The organism is Streptomyces sp. B6B3, assembly GCF_039871525.1.
Classification (GTDB): domain Bacteria; phylum Actinomycetota; class Actinomycetes; order Streptomycetales; family Streptomycetaceae; genus Streptomyces.
On sequence record NZ_JBDPLU010000003.1, the window covers coordinates 478,410 to 492,790 of the forward strand.

Consider the following 14,381-nt stretch of genomic DNA (forward strand, 5'->3'; position numbering starts at 1 on the left):
CGGCCCGCCGCGTCGGGCGCGTCGGCCGTCAGCGTTGCCGGGCCGGGCGGACGACGATCTCGTTGACGTCGACGTCCGCCGGCTGTCCGAGGGCGTAGGAGACGGCGTCGGCGATGGCGGTGGCCGGGATGGCCGCCGCCCGGTAGTCGCGGACGAACGCCTGCGTGCCGGGGTCGGTGATGGTGTCCGCGAGTTCCGACTCGACGACGCCCGGGGAGACGGTGGTGACCCGGATGCTCGGGTCGGACTCCTGCCGCAGCCCTTCGGTGATCGCCCAGGCGGCGTACTTGGTCGCGCAGTAGACCGCGCCGGTGGGCACCACCTCGTGGGCGCCGATGGACGCGACGGTCACGAAGTGCCCGCCACCCTGCCGCCGGAAATGCGGCAGGGCGGCGGCGATCCCGTACAGCAGGCCGCGGACGTTGACGTCGATCATCAGGTCCCACTGCTCGACCAGCAGCGCGTCCAGCGGGGACAGCGGCATCACGCCGGCGTTGTTCACGAGCACGTCGACACGCCCGTGGTCGCGCGCCGCGGCGTCGACGAAGGCGGCGACGTCGGCGCGGTCGGTGACGTCGAGGCGCCGGGTGTCGACGCTGCCGCCGGCCTCGCGGATCGTGGCGGCGACCTCGGCGAGGCGCTCCTCGCGGCGGGCGCCGATGACCACGTGGTGGCCCTCGGCGGCGAGTCTCTGGGCGGTGGCCTGGCCGATGCCGCTGCTGGCCCCGGTGATCAGAACGGTCTTGGGCTCAGACGTGGACGTGGGTGTGCTCATGCTGGGGTCTCCGGTTCCTGGGGCGGTTCCTGGGGGTGGTCGGCGCCGAGGGTGACGTCGCGCCAGGTGTCGAACGTGGCGCCGAGGGCGTCGAGTCGGGAGGTGGCGATGTCGTAGGCGGACCGGCCGAGCAGCAGGCGCAGCGGCGGGTCCTCCGCGCGGACCGCTTCGATGATCGCGGCGGCGGCGCGGTCCGGGTCGCCCGGTTGGTTGCCGTGGCTGGCGAGGGTGGTCTCGCGCCGCTTCCCGGCGGTGTCGGCGTAGTCGTCGATGTGGATGGCCGACTGCTTCATGGACGGGCCCGACCAGTTGGTGCGGAACCCGCCCGGTTCGACGAGGGTGACCCGGATGCCGAGCGGGGCGACTTCCGTCGCCAGCGATTCGGAGATGCCCTCCACCGCGAACTTGGTGCCGTGGTAGTAGCCGGTGGCCCCGAAGGCGGCCAGGCCGCCGATGGAGGAGATGTTCACGACGTGGCCGCGGCGGCGGGCGCGCATGCCCGGCAGTACGGCCCGGGTGACGTCGAACAGGCCGAAGACGTTGGTGTCGAACAGGGCCCGGATCTCGCGGTCCTCGCCCTCCTCGACGGCGGCCAGGTAGCCGTAGCCGGCGTTGTTGACCAGAACGTCGATGTGGCCGAAGGTGTTCGTCGCCGAGCCGACGGCGTCGGCGATCTGGGTCGCGTCGGTGACGTCGAGCGGGAGGGCGAGGGCGCGGTCCTCGTGGCCGGCGACGATGTCGGCGACCCGGCCGGGGTCGCGGGCGGTGACCACCGCGCACCAGCCGCGGTCGAGCACCGCGCGGGCGAGGGACCGGCCGAAGCCCGTGGAACAGCCGGTGATGAACCACACCGGTGGGATGTTTTCTGTTGACATTTCGGGCATGGCGATACCTGGGAGTGTCCTTTCGGGCAGCACGGAGCTGGGGGTGTCGATACGGAAGGTCGATGCGGAAGGTCGATGCGGAAGGGAGGGAAAAGGGAAAGGGCCGGCGGCGGAGGGCGCCTCAGCGGGTGGCGATGCCGGCCGCGCCCTGGGGCGAGCGGGATATCTCGGCGGCGAGGCCCAGCAGCGCCAGCGTCTGTTCCGAAGGGCTGCCGGGATCCGCCTGGTAGAGGACGAGTTGCTGGCCGGGGGCGCCGTTGACGGCGAACGACTCGTAGTGCAGCGTCAGCTCCCCGACCTGGGGGTGGCGGAGGCGTTTGGCGTCGTGGGTCTTCTGCCGGATGTCGTGCCGGGCCCACAGCCGGCGGAACGGCTCGCTGCCCCGCGACAGCTCGTCCACGAGCCGGGCCAACCGGGGGTCGTCGGGGTCGGCGCCGGCGGCCGAACGCAGGCCGCCGACGGTGTTGACCGCCACGCGTTCCCAGTCCGGGTAGAACGTCCGGGCGTCCGGGTCGAGGAACACCAGCCGCACCAGGTCACCGCTGTGCGTGTGGCCGTCGAACAGGGCCCGGCCCAGGGCGTTGTGCGCCAGCACGGTCAGGTAGCGCCCGAGCACGACGGCCGGCGTCCGGGACCACGATTCCATCATCCGCAGCAGCCGCGGACTCACCGTCTCCCGGTCGCCCGGCACCGGCTCGCCGCGGCGGCGGGCCGGTGCCGGGCGGGCGAGCAGGTGCAGGTGGCCGGTCGCGTCCTCGTCCAGCCCCAGCGCGCCGGCCAGGGCCTCGACCACCTGCGCCGAGGGGGTGCGTTCCCGGCCCTGCTCCAGCCGGACGTAGTAGTCGGTGCTGACCCCGGCCAGCGCCGCGACTTCCGGGCGGCGCAGCCCCGGCACCCGGCGGCGCGGGCCGGCCGGAATGCCACGGTCCTCGGGCCGCGCGCGTTCGCGGCGGGCCCGCAGGAACTCTCCGAGGTGGTTGTCACCGGTCATGCCTTCGAGGCTAGACGGGAAGCACCCCCGACGAGGCCCCGGAAGGTGGCCGTGTTACTCCCACCCTGCCCCGCCCGGTGTCACCGGGGTCCAGACGGTGCCGCGGGCCTCGTACTCCAGCATGGTCTCGACGCCGAGGGCCGCGTCGGCGCCGAACTCGCGGCGGGTCAGCCAGAGGCCGAGTTCCAGCCCCGCGGTGATGCCGCCGGCCGTGACCAGGTCGCCGTCGTCCACGACGCGGCCCGGGGTGAGCACGCCGCCGCGGGCGGCGAGTTCGTCCCGGGCGCCGTGGTGGGTGGTGCACGGCCGCCCGTCCGCGAGTCCGGCCGCGGCCAGCACGATCGCGCCCGTGCAGACCGAGGCGATCGTCAGGCCGCGCCGGGGCGCGTCGGCCAGGGCGGCGGGCAGCTCGCCCCGGTCGATCTCGGCCCAGATGCCGGGTCCGTCGCGGCGGGTGTAGCCGCCGCCCGGCACCACCACGAGGTCCGCCCGCTCCGCGTCCCAGCCGTGGTCCACGCGCACCTCGGTGCCGTACGCCGCCGTGACCGTGCCGGGTCCGCCGGTCGCGACGTACCGCAGGTCCACGCCGGCCGGGCTGTGCATGCCGGCCGCGCCGAACACCTCGTACGGCGCAATGAAGTCGAACTCCTCGACACCGTCGAACATCACGACGTGCACCCGGTACGGGCGGTCGCGCCCCGCCGGGGCCGCCGCCGGGGCCGTGCCGAGCGAGCCCGCGGCGGTGGCGCCGGCCACGCCCGTGCCGACCAGGAAGTTCCTGCGTCCGATGGTTCCGTTGCGTGTCATGCGCACAGCGTGGCAAGGCGGTTGTTCGCGCGACAGCGACGGCAGCGACGTCGTCCGCTAGGTTCCTGCCATGCACCGGGTCGCCGTTCTGGCGCCGCGCGGCGCGGTCGGATTCGACGTCGCGGCGGCCTGTCAGGCGTTCTCCCTCGTCCGGCTGGCCGACGGCTCGGCGCCGTACGAGGTGTGGGTGTGCGGCGACGCGCCGGTCACGGTGACCGCGGCCGGTGCCGACTGCTTCGGGCTGGCGCCGTCCCACTCGTTGAGCGCCGCGCTGGACGCCGGCACCGTCGTCGTCCCGGGCGTCGCCGGGCACGATCCGGCCCCGCATCCCGAGGTGCTGGCGCTGCTGCGCGCCGCCGCCGAACGCGGGGCGCGCGTCGCCTCCATCTGCACCGGCGCGTTCCTGCTGGCGGGCGCCGGCCTGCTGGACGGCCGCACCGCGACCACGCACTGGCTGGCGGCGGACCGGCTGGCCCGCGACTTCCCCGGGGTGACCGTCGATCCCGGCGTGCTGTTCGTGGACCACGGACGGGTGCTGACCTCGGCCGGGGTGGCCGCCGGGCTCGACCTGTGCCTGCACCTGATCGCCCGCGACCACGGCGCCGCCGTCGCCGCCCGGGCGGCGCGCGCCCTGGTGGTGCCGCACCGCAGGGACGGCGCGATGGCACAGGTGGTGCGCCATCCGGACGCCGGCGTCAGCGCGGGCAGCGGCCTCACCCCGACGCTCGACTGGCTCTACCGCAACCTGCACCGCCCGCTGGCCCTCGCCGACATCGCCCGGCACGCCGGACTGAGCACGCGGCAGCTGCACCGCCGCTTCCGGGCCGAGACCGGCGCGACGCCGCTGCGCTGGCTGCTGTGGGCCCGCACCGAACGCACCAGGGAGCTGCTGGAGACCACCGACCTGCCGATCGAACACATCGCGCACGTCACCGGCTTCGGCTCGGCGGCATCGCTGCGCGCCCACTTCCGCGACCGGCTCGGCAGCAGCCCGTCCGCGTACCGCCGGGCGTTCCGGGCACGCGCCTGACCGTCACGCCGCGGCGATGTCACGTTTAGCGTGGCCCGCCGTGTCCTGTGGCGTGCGCGTCAGCCCTGTTCGCCGCGCTCGACGCAGAACTCGTTGCCCTCCGGATCGGCCATGGTGATCCAGCCCCTGCCATCGGGGAGCGTGTGGTCGGCGAGCTGCCGGGCGCCCAGCGCCAGGGCCCGTTCGACTTCCTGGGCGCGGGTGCGGCCGGTCGGTTGCAGGTCGAGGTGCAGGCGGTTCTTGACCGTCTTGCCCTCCGGCACGCGCACGAACAGCAGCCCGGGGCCGTCGGCCGGGTCCTCGACCAGTACCTCGGAGTCGCCCGGCTCGTCCTCGTCGGACACCGGGCGCCCGAGCAGCGCGCTCCAGAACCGGGCCAGTTCGTACGGCTCGCCGGCGCAGTCGACGGTGATGTGGCGGATGGTGGCGTTCACGAGGTTCCTCCCCGGTTGAGCAGCGCCGCGCACCAGCGGAAGTGGCCGTCCGAGCCGTCCGAGGCGAACAGGTCGTAGGTGGTCAGGGCGTACGCCGCCTGGTAGAGGGCCAGCCGCTCCGGCGGGTGGTGCAGGCGGTCGGCGAACAGTCGGGTGAGCGCGGCGACGTGCTCCTCGGCGTGCGGCCCGTACATGTCCCAGACGGCGGCGGCGACGGCCGCCTCGAAGGCGGGGTCGCCGGCGGTCGTGAAGAAGCCGAAGTCGAGGACGGCGACGGGCCGGCCGGCGGCGTCGACGTGCACGTTGGGCGGCACGAGGTCGCCGTGCACGACGGTGACCGGGGTGTCGGGAAGCGCGCGCAGCGCCCCGACCACCCGACGCACGGTGTCGGCCAGGCCCGGCACGTGGGCGGCGAGCAGGTCGGCGTGCCGGGCGGCGGCGCGTTCGACGAGGGCGGCGAGGGCGTCGGGGAACCGGGAGTGCCCCTGCCACAGCGGGCGGTCGTCGCCCTGCACGCCGAGGCGCCGCATGGCGTCGGTGCCGGGGACGGTGGCCAGGCCGCGCAGCACCGTCAGCAGCGCGTCCGTCTCCTCCGGCGGCAGGCGGCGGGGCGGCGCCTCGACCGCCGAGTCGCGGCGGAGCGGCGAGCCGCCCAGCGCCCGCTCGTAGCTGACGACGACGCCCTCGTGCTCCTCGACGTCGAGGATCTCCGGCGTCGCGAACGGCAGCGGACGGGCGGCGAGGTCCGCGTAGACCCGGCGGGTGAGGTCGAGGTCGGCCGGCGGTCGCCCGCTCCACACCTTGGCCACCAGGTCCTCGTCCAGCCGGTACACCACGCCCTCGACGCCGGCGGCCAGCGGCCGCGCCGCGGGGTGTCCCCGGCGCGCGAAGTGCTCGATCCAGGCGGCGCTGCGCTGCCGGTGCTCCTGGCGGTGGTCGACCATGCGTCCAGTCCTAGCCGGTTTCGCGGGCCGGCGCACCCGGTTATCCGGCCGGCGGCGACCAGATACGGGTCCTCGGTGATGGTGTCGCGTAAGTCCTTTGATGACGAGGCAAGTTGACGGTGCCAGTGGGTCGGAGTTTTGCTCGTGCGGGTTACCCTGACCGGCACGGACACCGCGTACCCGGACTGGTCGGAGGCGCGGCGGCGGCACAGCGGATGGAGGAGCTTCGCGATGGTGGGCGAGCACGACGGATCAACGGGCGAGGCGACTCCGGAGATCGACCTGAGCAGGCCGAGCATCGCGAGGGTGTACGACGCCGTGCTGGGCGGCAAGGACAACTACGAGATCGACCGCATGGTCGCCGATCAGGTGCGGGTGAACATGCCGCACATCAGCGACGTCGGCTGGTTCAACCGGGCCCTGTTGGGCCGGGCGGTGCGGTACCTCACGGCCGATGTCGGCATCCGGCAGTTCATCGACCTCGGCGCGGGCCTCCCCACGCTGGAGAACACGCACCAGGTGGCCCAGCGGCACAACCCCGAGGCGCGCGTGGTCTACGTCGACAACGACCCCATCGTCCTCGCCCACGGCCGGGCGCTACTGGAGGAGAACGACCAGAGCGCCGTCGTCACCGCCGACCTGCGCGAGCCGGAGAAGGTCCTCGCGCACCCCGACGTGCGACGGCTGATCGACCTCTCGGAACCGGTCGGCGTCCTGCTCATCGGCATGCTTCACCACCTGCACGACGACGAGGACCCGCAGGGCATCGTCGACGCCTACGTGGACGCGGTGCCCTCCGGCAGCCACCTCGTGATCACCGCCTTCTGCGACACCGGCCCGGAAGCCAGGGCGGTCGAGGAGACGATGCTGGAGTTCCTCGGGACCGGTCGGTTTCGGACCACCGAGGAACTGACGGCCTACTTCGGAGGCGTCGAGCTTCTCGAACCCGGAGTGGTCTCCCTGCCGCTCTGGCGTCCCGACGAGCCCGTCGAGGAGGAACTGACCGTCGCCCAACGGCTGATGGCCGGCGGTGTCGGCCGCAAGGTCTGAGCCCCGCTCGCACCGGCACGCCCCCGGCCTGGAGGAACCCAGGTCCGGGGGCGTTCACGTGGTGGCGCGCACCGGACAGCTGAACGGGACGGCCCGGCTCAGGGGTGGGAGGACGCCGGTTCGGCCGGGTGGGGGGCGGGCTGGACGGCGAGGAGGTGGACGTCGACGCTCTCGCCCTCGCCGACGGCGCGCCAGCTGTGCGGGGTGCCACCGGGGTAGCTGATGCTGTCGCCCGGGCCGAGCAGGTGCAGGTCCCGGCCGCCCTGGGTGCCGAGGTCGACCTCGATCTCGCCCTCCAGAACGTAGACGAACTCGTCTCCCGGATGGCTGTAGTAGTCGCCGTGCACGGTGCGCAACCCCCGGTACTCGACGGGGTGGACGCGGAGGTGCGGGGTGCCGAGCACCCGGGCGGTGCCGACGCCGTTGGGCACCGAGGGGCCCTCGCTCGCCCGCACCACGCGCACCGCCGCGTTGGGGCCGGCGCCGTCCGGTTCGGGCACCGAGGTGGCCAACAGGCTCTGCTGGGTGGTTCCCAAGGCGATCGCGATGCGGTAGAGGGATCGCATGCTCGGGTGGGTCAGGCCGCGTTCGAGCTGGCTGAGAAAGGGGTGGGAGAGCTGCGACGCCTTGGCGAGCTGCACCAACGTGAGCCCGTGCTCCTTGCGCAACCTGCGGATGGTGGCGCCGAGTTCGGCGCGCTGGGCACCGTCCGTCTCACTGCGGGGGGCGGGCATGTGTGGATCCTATGTGTCAGGGGTGGGGTGGTGGCGAACCATGGCACGTTTCACGCCGAGGATTTTCCCGCTCCGGGTACCCACCGCTCCTGCGATGTTGATAGCATCAACATCGTACCCAGCCCAGGGAGTCCGCATGCGATCCGCCGTAACCGACACGGTGTCAGACGCGGCATATCGCAATGCTATGGCGGCACTTGCCGGCGGGGTATGCGTGGTGACCACCGCCGATCGCGGCGGGCGGCCGGCGGGGTTCACCAGCACCGCGGTGATGAGTCTGAGTCGTTCGCCGCAACTGATCGCCGTGGGCGTCGACCAGCACAGCCGGACCCTGCCGGTCCTGCTGGACAACCGCCGCTTCGCGTTGAACGTGCTGCACGCGGACGGCGAGAGCGTCTCGCGCCGCTTCGCCGAACGGTCGGCGGACCGGTTCGCCGATCTGGAGGGCGTGATCTGGAGCACCGAGCGTCCGGCCGGACACGCGACGGACGGGGCCCCTGGCGGGCAGCCCCTGCCGTTGCTGTTCGGGCACAGCTCGTACGTGCTGACCTGCCGCGTCACCCAGGACGTGCCGGCCGGCGACCACCGGCTGATCATCGGCGCGGTGGAGCGCATCCTGCCCGGCGAGGCCGACTCCGGCTCGCTGGTCTACCTGCGCCGCGGCTACCACGCGCTGAGGGCCGCATGAGCGGCGCGGAGGCGGCCAGACGCCGCCCCCCGACGTCCGCGGCCTTAGTCATCGGATCTCCATCGGAGCCCGGAGTACACACGTTCGTCGCACAGGGGTCTATCGTGCGGGGGCAGAGCGAGCAGAGGCGGAAGGAGTGCCCGCGTGCTGCTGCGTAACGCCCGCCTGCCCGACGGGACCGTGCGCGACGTGCTGCTCGACGGTGACCGGGTGCGCCGGACGGCGCCGCCCGGCGAGCTGCCGGCCGGCGACGACGCGCTGGACCTGTCCGGGTACCTGCTGCTGCCGGCGCCCGCCGAGCCGCACGCGCATCTGGACAAGTCGCTGACCTGGGACGTGGTCGGCGCCCCACCCGGCGATCTGCCGGCGGCGATCGACGCCTGGCGGGCCCACGCGGTGGGGGTCACCGAGGAGGACGTGTCGGGACGGGCGCGCCGGGCCCTGGACGAACTGGTGCTGAACGGCGTCACCGCGGTGCGCACGCACGTCGATCTGCTGCCGGGGGACGACCCGTTGCGGGGCCTGCGGGCCCTCCTGCGGCTGCGCGACGAGCCGGCGGTGCGGCGCAGGGTCGAGGTGCAGATCGGGGTGCTGCACGCCGAGGCGCCCGAACCGCTGCTGCGCGAGGCGCTGCGGATGGGCGCCGACGTGCTCGGCGGCTGCCCGCATCTGGCCACCGACCCGGCCGCGGCCGTCGAGCAGGGGCTGCGGCTGGCCGACGAGTTCGGCGTCCGGCTCGACCTGCACGCCGACGAGAACCTCGATCCGGCCTCCCGGGATCTGTCGCTGCTCAGCGCCGCACTCCGAAGTGACGCGCGTAACCAGCCGAAGGCAGCGGCCGGCCCCGGGCTCCGCGGGCCGGTGGTGGCCAGCCACTGCGTGAGCCTCGGCGCGCTGCCGGAGGCGGCGGCGAAACGGCTGGCCAAGGAGGTCGCGGCGGCCGGCGTCTGCGTCGTCACGCTGCCGCTGACCAACCTCTATCTGCAGGGTCGGCAGCCCGCTCCCCCGGGCAGTGGGGACCCGGGGAGCGCCCAGCGGGGTGTGCCGCGCGGCCTCACCGCGCTGCGCGCCCTGCTGGACGCGGGAGTGACGGTCGCCGCGGGCGGCGACAACGTCCGCGACCCGTTCAACCCGGTGGGCCGGTTCGACCCGCTGGAGACCGCGTCGTTGCTGGTCACGGCCGGGCATCTGACCCCGGACGAGGCGCTGCGCGCGGTCACCACGGGGGCCAGGGAGGCGCTCGGACTGCCACCCGCCGGCCCCTCGGAGGGAGCGCTCGCCGACCTGCTCGCCGTGCGCGCCGACTCGCTCTCGGAGGCGCTGGGCGCCGCCTGTCCGGAAAGAGTGGTGTTCCGTGCCGGACGGCTGGTGGCCCGCACCCGGGTCGCGCGAGAGTTGCGGTGACGCGTGGGCCTGAGGTCAGCGGCGGTGCCTGCCGCGACGGCGGTGACGGCGGTGACGGCGGTGAGGAGTGGGAGGCCGGTGAAGGAACGCCAGAGGGCGTGCACGGGAGCTGTAAATGAAAACCGCTCCGATACCGACGGGAAGCAATTAATGTCCATGATATCAACATCCCTAGCCTTGCCGGCGCTTGGCTGAGTGAGAGGAGGCGTCCGGAAGATGTCTGTCACTGTCGAGACGGCGCTGCGCTTCGACGGCGTCCACAAGACCTTTCCCAACGGCACGACGGCCCTCGCGGACGTGAACCTGTCCGTGGCGGCGGGCGAGTTCGTCGCCGTGGTGGGCCCCTCGGGCTGCGGCAAGTCCACGCTGCTGCGGCTGGCGTCCAACCTGGACCCCGTGACGTCGGGCACCGTGCAGACCCCGCACGGCGACTCGTTGGGCTACGTCTTCCAGGACCCGACCCTGCTGCCCTGGCGCAGGGTGCTGGGCAACGTCGAACTGCCCGCGGAGCTGGCGGGCGTTCCCAAGCCCGAGCGCCGGGCGCGCGCCCGGGAGGCGCTGCGCCTGGTCGGCCTGGAGGGCGCGGAGAAGCAGCTGCCGCGCCAGCTGTCCGGCGGTATGCGGATGCGCGTCTCGCTCGCCCGGGCGCTGACGATGCGACCGGCGCTGTTCCTGTTCGACGAGCCGTTCGGCGCGCTCGACGAGATCACCCGGCTGCGGATGCAGGAGGAACTGCAGCGCATCCTCACCGAGCAGCGGTTCGCCGGGCTGTTCATCACCCACTCCGTCACGGAGGCGTGCTTCCTCGCCAGCCGGGTGGTCGTGATGTCCGCCCGGCCAGGACGGATCATCGCCACCTTCGACGTTCCCTTCCCGCACCCGCGCCCCGCGGAGCTGCGGTACGACCCGGACTTCGCGAAGATCGCCGGAGAGGTCTCGGCGGCGTTGCGAGGAGGAAACCAATGACAGTGCAGGCCGTCGGCTCTGCGACCAAGGACCCCGGCTCAGGGCCCGACACCCTCGCCCTCACCAACCCGCCGCCGCTGCGGCCGGGTCGGGCGCACGCGAAGAGCGGCGGCGGCAGGAACCGGGAGCGGCTGACCGCGGTCGTCGCGCCGCTGTGCTCCGCGGTGGTCGCCATCGGCGTCTGGTACCTGATCAGCTACGTCTTCCTGGAGCCGGACCGCCAGTGGCTGGTGCCGCCGCCGCACGACGTGCTGAACCAGGGGCTCCTGGAGTGGGAGCAGCTGGAACCGAAGCTCGACGCGCTGATGCTGACCGCCCGGGTGGCGCTCACCGGTCTGCTGATCGCCGTGGCGATCGGGGTCAGCGTGGCCGTGCTGATGAGCCGGGCCCGGTGGCTGGAGCGGTCGCTGTACCCGTACGCGGTGATCCTGCAGACCGTGCCGATCCTGGCGATCGTGCCCCTGATCGGCATGTGGTTCGGCTTCAGCCTGCCGAGCCGCACCGTGGTGTGCGTGATCATCGCGCTCTTCCCGATGATCGCCAACACGCTGTTCGGCATCCAGTCCGTGAACCGGGAGCACCACGACCTGTTCACCCTGCAGCGCGCCACCAGGTGGAACCGGCTGATCAAGCTCGAACTGCCGGCGGCGCTGCCCTCCATCTTCACCGGGCTGCGGACCTCGGCGGGCCTCTCGGTGATCGGCGCCGTCGTCGGCGACATGTTCTTCCGGCAGGGCGAGCCCGGCATCGGCACGCTGCTGGACGTCTACCGGCAGCGACTCCAGTCCGAGGACGTGTTCGCCTCGATCATCCTGGCCTCGCTGTTCGGCGTCGTGGTGTTCTTCGTCTTCTCCGCCATCAATCGTCTGGCGGTGGGCTCCTGGCACGGTTCGGGCACGGACCGATAATGTGCTCACGCCTCAGGTGTCGAACAACGTCTGGGGATTAGCACTCCTGCACGTACAGCACGTGTGCACGTTCTGCACCATCCATGCACGTTCTGCACGTCCTGCCCCGGGGCAACACGCCCCCACCACCGTCCAGGAAGCCCGCCATGTCCTTCAGTAAGCGCTATCGACGCATCTCCGCGACGCTCATCACCTCAGCCCTCGTCCTCACCGCCGCCACGGCGTGCGGTGACGACGAGGGAGACGCGGAGTCGGCCGAGACCCTCCAGTCCGCGCCACCGGAGCAGCAGCTCGCCGACGTCTGCCCGGAGACCGTCGTGGTCCAGACCGACTGGGAGCCGGAGATCGAACACGGCACCCTGTACAACCTCATCGGTCCGGGCTACACGATCGACACCGACCAGAAGCGCATCAGCGGCCCGCTGGTGATCGACGGTGCGGACACCGGTGTGGAGATCGAGGTGCGCGCCGGCGGTGGGGCCATCGGCTACCAGAACATCCCCTCCCAGATGTACCTGGACGACAACATCATGCTCGGCATGGTCTCCACCGACGGCGCCATGAACGCCGCCAGCGACCGGCCGGTCACCGCGGTGTACTCGTTGATGCGCAAGAGCCCGCAGATGCTGATGTGGGACCCGGAGACGAACCCGGACTGGGAGGGCATCGAGGACATCGGCGAGAGCGACGCGAAGGTCGTCTACGTCTCCGGCAGCTCCTACGCCCCGATGCTGGTCTCCGAGGGCCTCGTCAAGGAGAACCAGCTCGACGCCAGCTACGACGGCTCGCCGTCCCGGTTCGTCGCCGACCCGAGCATCGCGCAGCAGGGCTACGCCACCGCGGAGCCCTACATCTACGAGAACGAGGTCGACGCCTGGGGCAAGCCGGTGGCGTACCAGCTGCTCGCCGACGTCGGCTACAACATCTACCCGCAGTCCCTCACCGTCCGCTCCGGTGAGCTGCAGGACAACGCCGCCTGCCTGGAGAAGCTCGTGCCGATCCTGCAGGAGTCGGCCGTGAACTTCGCCGCCGAGCCGCAGCCGGTGGTGGAGCTGATCGCCGAGGTCGTCGCGGAGTACAACACCGGTTGGGTGTACACCGAGGAGACCGGCGCGTACGGCGCCGAGGCCATGGTGGACCTCGGCATCCTGGCCAACGAGGAAGACGGCACCATCGGCAGCTTCGACATGGAGCGGGTCGACGACGCCCGGGAGAAGTTCACCCCGATCGTCACCGAGTCCGGCGCCGAACTGCCGGAGGACCTGAGCGCCGAGGACCTCGCCACCAACGAGTTCATCGATCCCTCGATCGGAATGCAGTGATCACCACATGACGCAAGAGCCCAGACCCGCGACGCTGTCCGCCAGCGAGATCCGCCGACTCACCGAGCTCGTCGCCGACGAGCGCTTCACCCGGGCCGCCGCCCCAGGCGGCGCCGGGTCGGGGACCGGCGGGGCCCGTCCCCGCACTCCCGGCATCGAGGAGTTCAGCGCCGAGGCCGCCGAACTTCTCGGCGCCGAGGCGGTGTTGCGGGACGAGTCAGCGTTGGACAAGGCGTCGCGGGACTGGGCTCACATGTCGCCGATCCTCGCGGCCAAGGCCGCGGCGCTGCCCGCCGGGCGCGCCGAGGTGGTGCTGCGACCCACGTCGCACGAGCAGGTGCCGGGCATCCTCGCGTTGGCGCACCGGCACCGGGTGCCGGTGACGCCGCGCGGCAAGGGCACCGGCAACTACGGCCAGGCCATTCCGCTGGCCGGCGGCGCGGTGCTCGACCTCACCGCGTGCACCCGGATCCTGGACTCCGGCGACGGCTGGATCAGGGCCGAGGTGGGCGCGAAGATGTCCGAGCTGGAGGCGCACGCCAGGGTGCGGGGGCAGGAGCTGTGGATGTTCCCCTCCACCTTCGGCACCAGCCTCGGCGGCTTCCTCTCCGGCGGCAGCGGCGGCACCGGCTCGCTGGTGCACGGCTCCAACGCGGACGGCTTCGTACAGGAGCTGACCGTGGTGCCGTGCACCGCGTCGGCCGAGCCGTTCACGGTGCGCGGCCCGGACGCGTTGCCGTACATCCACGCCTACGGCACCACGGGGATTCTCACCACGGCCACCGTGAGCCTGCAGGCGGCGCGGGCCTGGACCGGCCTGTTCGCCACCTTCGACGGCGACGGCTGGGGGGCGGCGACCACCACCCTCAGCGCGCTGGTGGCGCTCGACCCCGCGCCGCGGCTGGTGTCCCTCGACGAGCCGGGCCTGGTGCAGACCTACGCCCCCGACCCGGCGCTCGACCCGGCGGGCCCCAGCCTGCGGGCCATCATCGAGGAGGAGGCGGCGCCGGCGGCCAGGGAACTGGTCGAACGGCACGGCGGCCGGGTGCTGGAGATCCGGCCGGCGCCCGAGGGCCCGGCGCTGGTCAGCTCCCTGTCGTTCAACCACCCCACGTACCACCTGATGAAGGCCAGGGAGGGCTACTTCCACCTGGAGGTGGGCGGCGACGTGCTGCTGGGCGACCTCACCGAGGTGCGGTCCGTCTTCCCCGGCACCGTGCTGCACCTGGAGGGCATGCGCACCGGCACCGTGGGGATGCTGATGGCGCACTACGAGGACGAGCAGACCGTCTACCAGGGCATCGAGGCCCTGGAGGCGCTCGGCGTCCGGGTGCACGACGTGCACAACTGGTACGTGGACCGGCGGCTCGACCTGGTGCGGGAGACCGCGCGCAGCACCGACCCGCTGGGCCTGCTGAACCCCGGCAAGCTGCTCGTTCCCTGA

At 72.7% G+C, this 14,381-nt stretch carries 15 protein-coding genes; 8 read left to right on the forward strand and 7 right to left on the reverse strand.

Annotated elements, in window-relative coordinates; translation table 11 throughout:
- Positions 1–28 precede the first annotated feature (28 nt).
- The 4 genes from ABGB06_RS09915 to ABGB06_RS09930 form a co-directional block, all read right to left on the reverse strand.
- A complete protein-coding gene (locus ABGB06_RS09915; RefSeq protein WP_347587398.1) occupies positions 29–775 on the reverse strand; it encodes an SDR family oxidoreductase in 747 nt (248 codons plus the stop codon).
- On the reverse strand, positions 772–1,650 hold the full coding sequence (locus ABGB06_RS09920; RefSeq protein WP_347587400.1) for an oxidoreductase: 879 nt from the start codon (positions 1,648–1,650) through the stop codon (positions 772–774). Before ABGB06_RS09920 ends, ABGB06_RS09915 begins: the two co-directional genes overlap by 4 nt.
- Positions 1,651–1,780: 130 nt before the next feature.
- Entirely contained in the window at positions 1,781–2,650 is an 870-nt protein-coding gene (locus ABGB06_RS09925) for a helix-turn-helix transcriptional regulator (RefSeq protein WP_347587402.1), read from the reverse strand.
- A gap of 54 nt (positions 2,651–2,704) precedes the next feature.
- Entirely contained in the window at positions 2,705–3,457 is a 753-nt protein-coding gene (locus ABGB06_RS09930) for a DJ-1/PfpI family protein (RefSeq protein ID WP_347587404.1), read from the reverse strand.
- 70 nt (positions 3,458–3,527) lie between these two features.
- On the opposite strand from ABGB06_RS09930, the gene ABGB06_RS09935 reads away from it, so the two are divergent.
- On the forward strand, positions 3,528–4,487 hold the full coding sequence (locus ABGB06_RS09935; protein ID WP_347587405.1) for a helix-turn-helix domain-containing protein: 960 nt from the start codon (positions 3,528–3,530) through the stop codon (positions 4,485–4,487).
- 59 nt (positions 4,488–4,546) lie between these two features.
- Here ABGB06_RS09935 and ABGB06_RS09940 read toward each other — a convergent pair whose 3' ends face one another.
- Together ABGB06_RS09940 and ABGB06_RS09945 are read right to left on the reverse strand one after the other, a co-directional pair.
- Entirely contained in the window at positions 4,547–4,921 is a 375-nt protein-coding gene (locus ABGB06_RS09940) for a VOC family protein (RefSeq protein WP_347587407.1), read from the reverse strand.
- Positions 4,918–5,865, reverse strand: coding sequence for an aminoglycoside phosphotransferase family protein (locus ABGB06_RS09945; protein ID WP_347587409.1), 948 nt, complete (start codon positions 5,863–5,865; stop codon positions 4,918–4,920). The genes ABGB06_RS09940 and ABGB06_RS09945 overlap by 4 nt, the downstream gene beginning before the upstream one ends.
- 231 nt (positions 5,866–6,096) lie before the next feature.
- Between ABGB06_RS09945 and ABGB06_RS09950 the strand changes: the two genes are divergently transcribed.
- A complete protein-coding gene (locus ABGB06_RS09950; RefSeq protein WP_347587554.1) occupies positions 6,097–6,915 on the forward strand; it encodes an SAM-dependent methyltransferase in 819 nt (272 codons plus the stop codon).
- Between the two features lie 98 nt (positions 6,916–7,013).
- On the opposite strand, the gene ABGB06_RS09955 is transcribed toward ABGB06_RS09950, so the two are convergent.
- A complete protein-coding gene (locus ABGB06_RS09955) occupies positions 7,014–7,649 on the reverse strand; it encodes an XRE family transcriptional regulator (RefSeq protein WP_347587411.1) in 636 nt (211 codons plus the stop codon).
- A gap of 187 nt (positions 7,650–7,836) precedes the next feature.
- On the opposite strand from ABGB06_RS09955, the gene ABGB06_RS09960 reads away from it, so the two are divergent.
- The 6 genes from ABGB06_RS09960 to ABGB06_RS09985 all read left to right on the forward strand — a co-directional run bounded on the left by ABGB06_RS09960 (position 7,837) and on the right by ABGB06_RS09985 (position 14,381).
- Complete coding sequence (locus tag ABGB06_RS09960) at positions 7,837–8,337, forward strand: flavin reductase family protein (RefSeq protein ID WP_347587413.1); 501 nt, start codon at positions 7,837–7,839, stop codon at positions 8,335–8,337.
- 144 nt (positions 8,338–8,481) lie between these two features.
- On the forward strand, positions 8,482–9,741 hold the full coding sequence (locus ABGB06_RS09965; RefSeq protein ID WP_347587415.1) for an amidohydrolase family protein: 1,260 nt from the start codon (positions 8,482–8,484) through the stop codon (positions 9,739–9,741).
- Positions 9,742–9,957: 216 nt separating this feature from the next.
- Complete coding sequence (locus tag ABGB06_RS09970; RefSeq protein WP_347587417.1) at positions 9,958–10,707, forward strand: ABC transporter ATP-binding protein; 750 nt, start codon at positions 9,958–9,960, stop codon at positions 10,705–10,707.
- Entirely contained in the window at positions 10,704–11,615 is a 912-nt protein-coding gene (locus tag ABGB06_RS09975; RefSeq protein ID WP_347587419.1) for an ABC transporter permease, read from the forward strand. Before ABGB06_RS09970 ends, ABGB06_RS09975 begins: the two co-directional genes overlap by 4 nt.
- 146 nt (positions 11,616–11,761) lie before the next feature.
- Positions 11,762–12,937, forward strand: coding sequence for a hypothetical protein (locus tag ABGB06_RS09980; RefSeq protein ID WP_347587421.1), 1,176 nt, complete (start codon positions 11,762–11,764; stop codon positions 12,935–12,937).
- A gap of 7 nt (positions 12,938–12,944) precedes the next feature.
- Positions 12,945–14,381 (forward strand): FAD-binding oxidoreductase, encoded by a 1,437-nt coding sequence (locus ABGB06_RS09985; RefSeq protein ID WP_347587423.1) that lies wholly within the window; start codon positions 12,945–12,947, stop codon positions 14,379–14,381.

Coding starts and splice junctions, on each gene's coding strand:
- ABGB06_RS09915 (WP_347587398.1), bottom strand. CDS start 775: ATGAGCACACCCACGTCCACGTCTGAGCCCAAGACCGTTCTGATCACC.
- ABGB06_RS09920 (WP_347587400.1), bottom strand. CDS start 1,650: ATGTCAACAGAAAACATCCCACCGGTGTGGTTCATCACCGGCTGTTCC.
- ABGB06_RS09925 (WP_347587402.1), bottom strand. CDS start 2,650: ATGACCGGTGACAACCACCTCGGAGAGTTCCTGCGGGCCCGCCGCGAA.
- ABGB06_RS09930 (WP_347587404.1), bottom strand. CDS start 3,457: ATGACACGCAACGGAACCATCGGACGCAGGAACTTCCTGGTCGGCACG.
- ABGB06_RS09935 (WP_347587405.1), top strand. CDS start 3,528: ATGCACCGGGTCGCCGTTCTGGCGCCGCGCGGCGCGGTCGGATTCGAC.
- ABGB06_RS09945 (WP_347587409.1), bottom strand. CDS start 5,865: ATGGTCGACCACCGCCAGGAGCACCGGCAGCGCAGCGCCGCCTGGATC.
- ABGB06_RS09950 (WP_347587554.1), top strand. CDS start 6,097: ATGGTGGGCGAGCACGACGGATCAACGGGCGAGGCGACTCCGGAGATC.
- ABGB06_RS09955 (WP_347587411.1), bottom strand. CDS start 7,649: ATGCCCGCCCCCCGCAGTGAGACGGACGGTGCCCAGCGCGCCGAACTC.
- ABGB06_RS09960 (WP_347587413.1), top strand. CDS start 7,837: ATGGCGGCACTTGCCGGCGGGGTATGCGTGGTGACCACCGCCGATCGC.
- ABGB06_RS09970 (WP_347587417.1), top strand. CDS start 9,958: ATGTCTGTCACTGTCGAGACGGCGCTGCGCTTCGACGGCGTCCACAAG.
- ABGB06_RS09975 (WP_347587419.1), top strand. CDS start 10,704: ATGACAGTGCAGGCCGTCGGCTCTGCGACCAAGGACCCCGGCTCAGGG.
- ABGB06_RS09980 (WP_347587421.1), top strand. CDS start 11,762: ATGTCCTTCAGTAAGCGCTATCGACGCATCTCCGCGACGCTCATCACC.
- ABGB06_RS09985 (WP_347587423.1), top strand. CDS start 12,945: ATGACGCAAGAGCCCAGACCCGCGACGCTGTCCGCCAGCGAGATCCGC.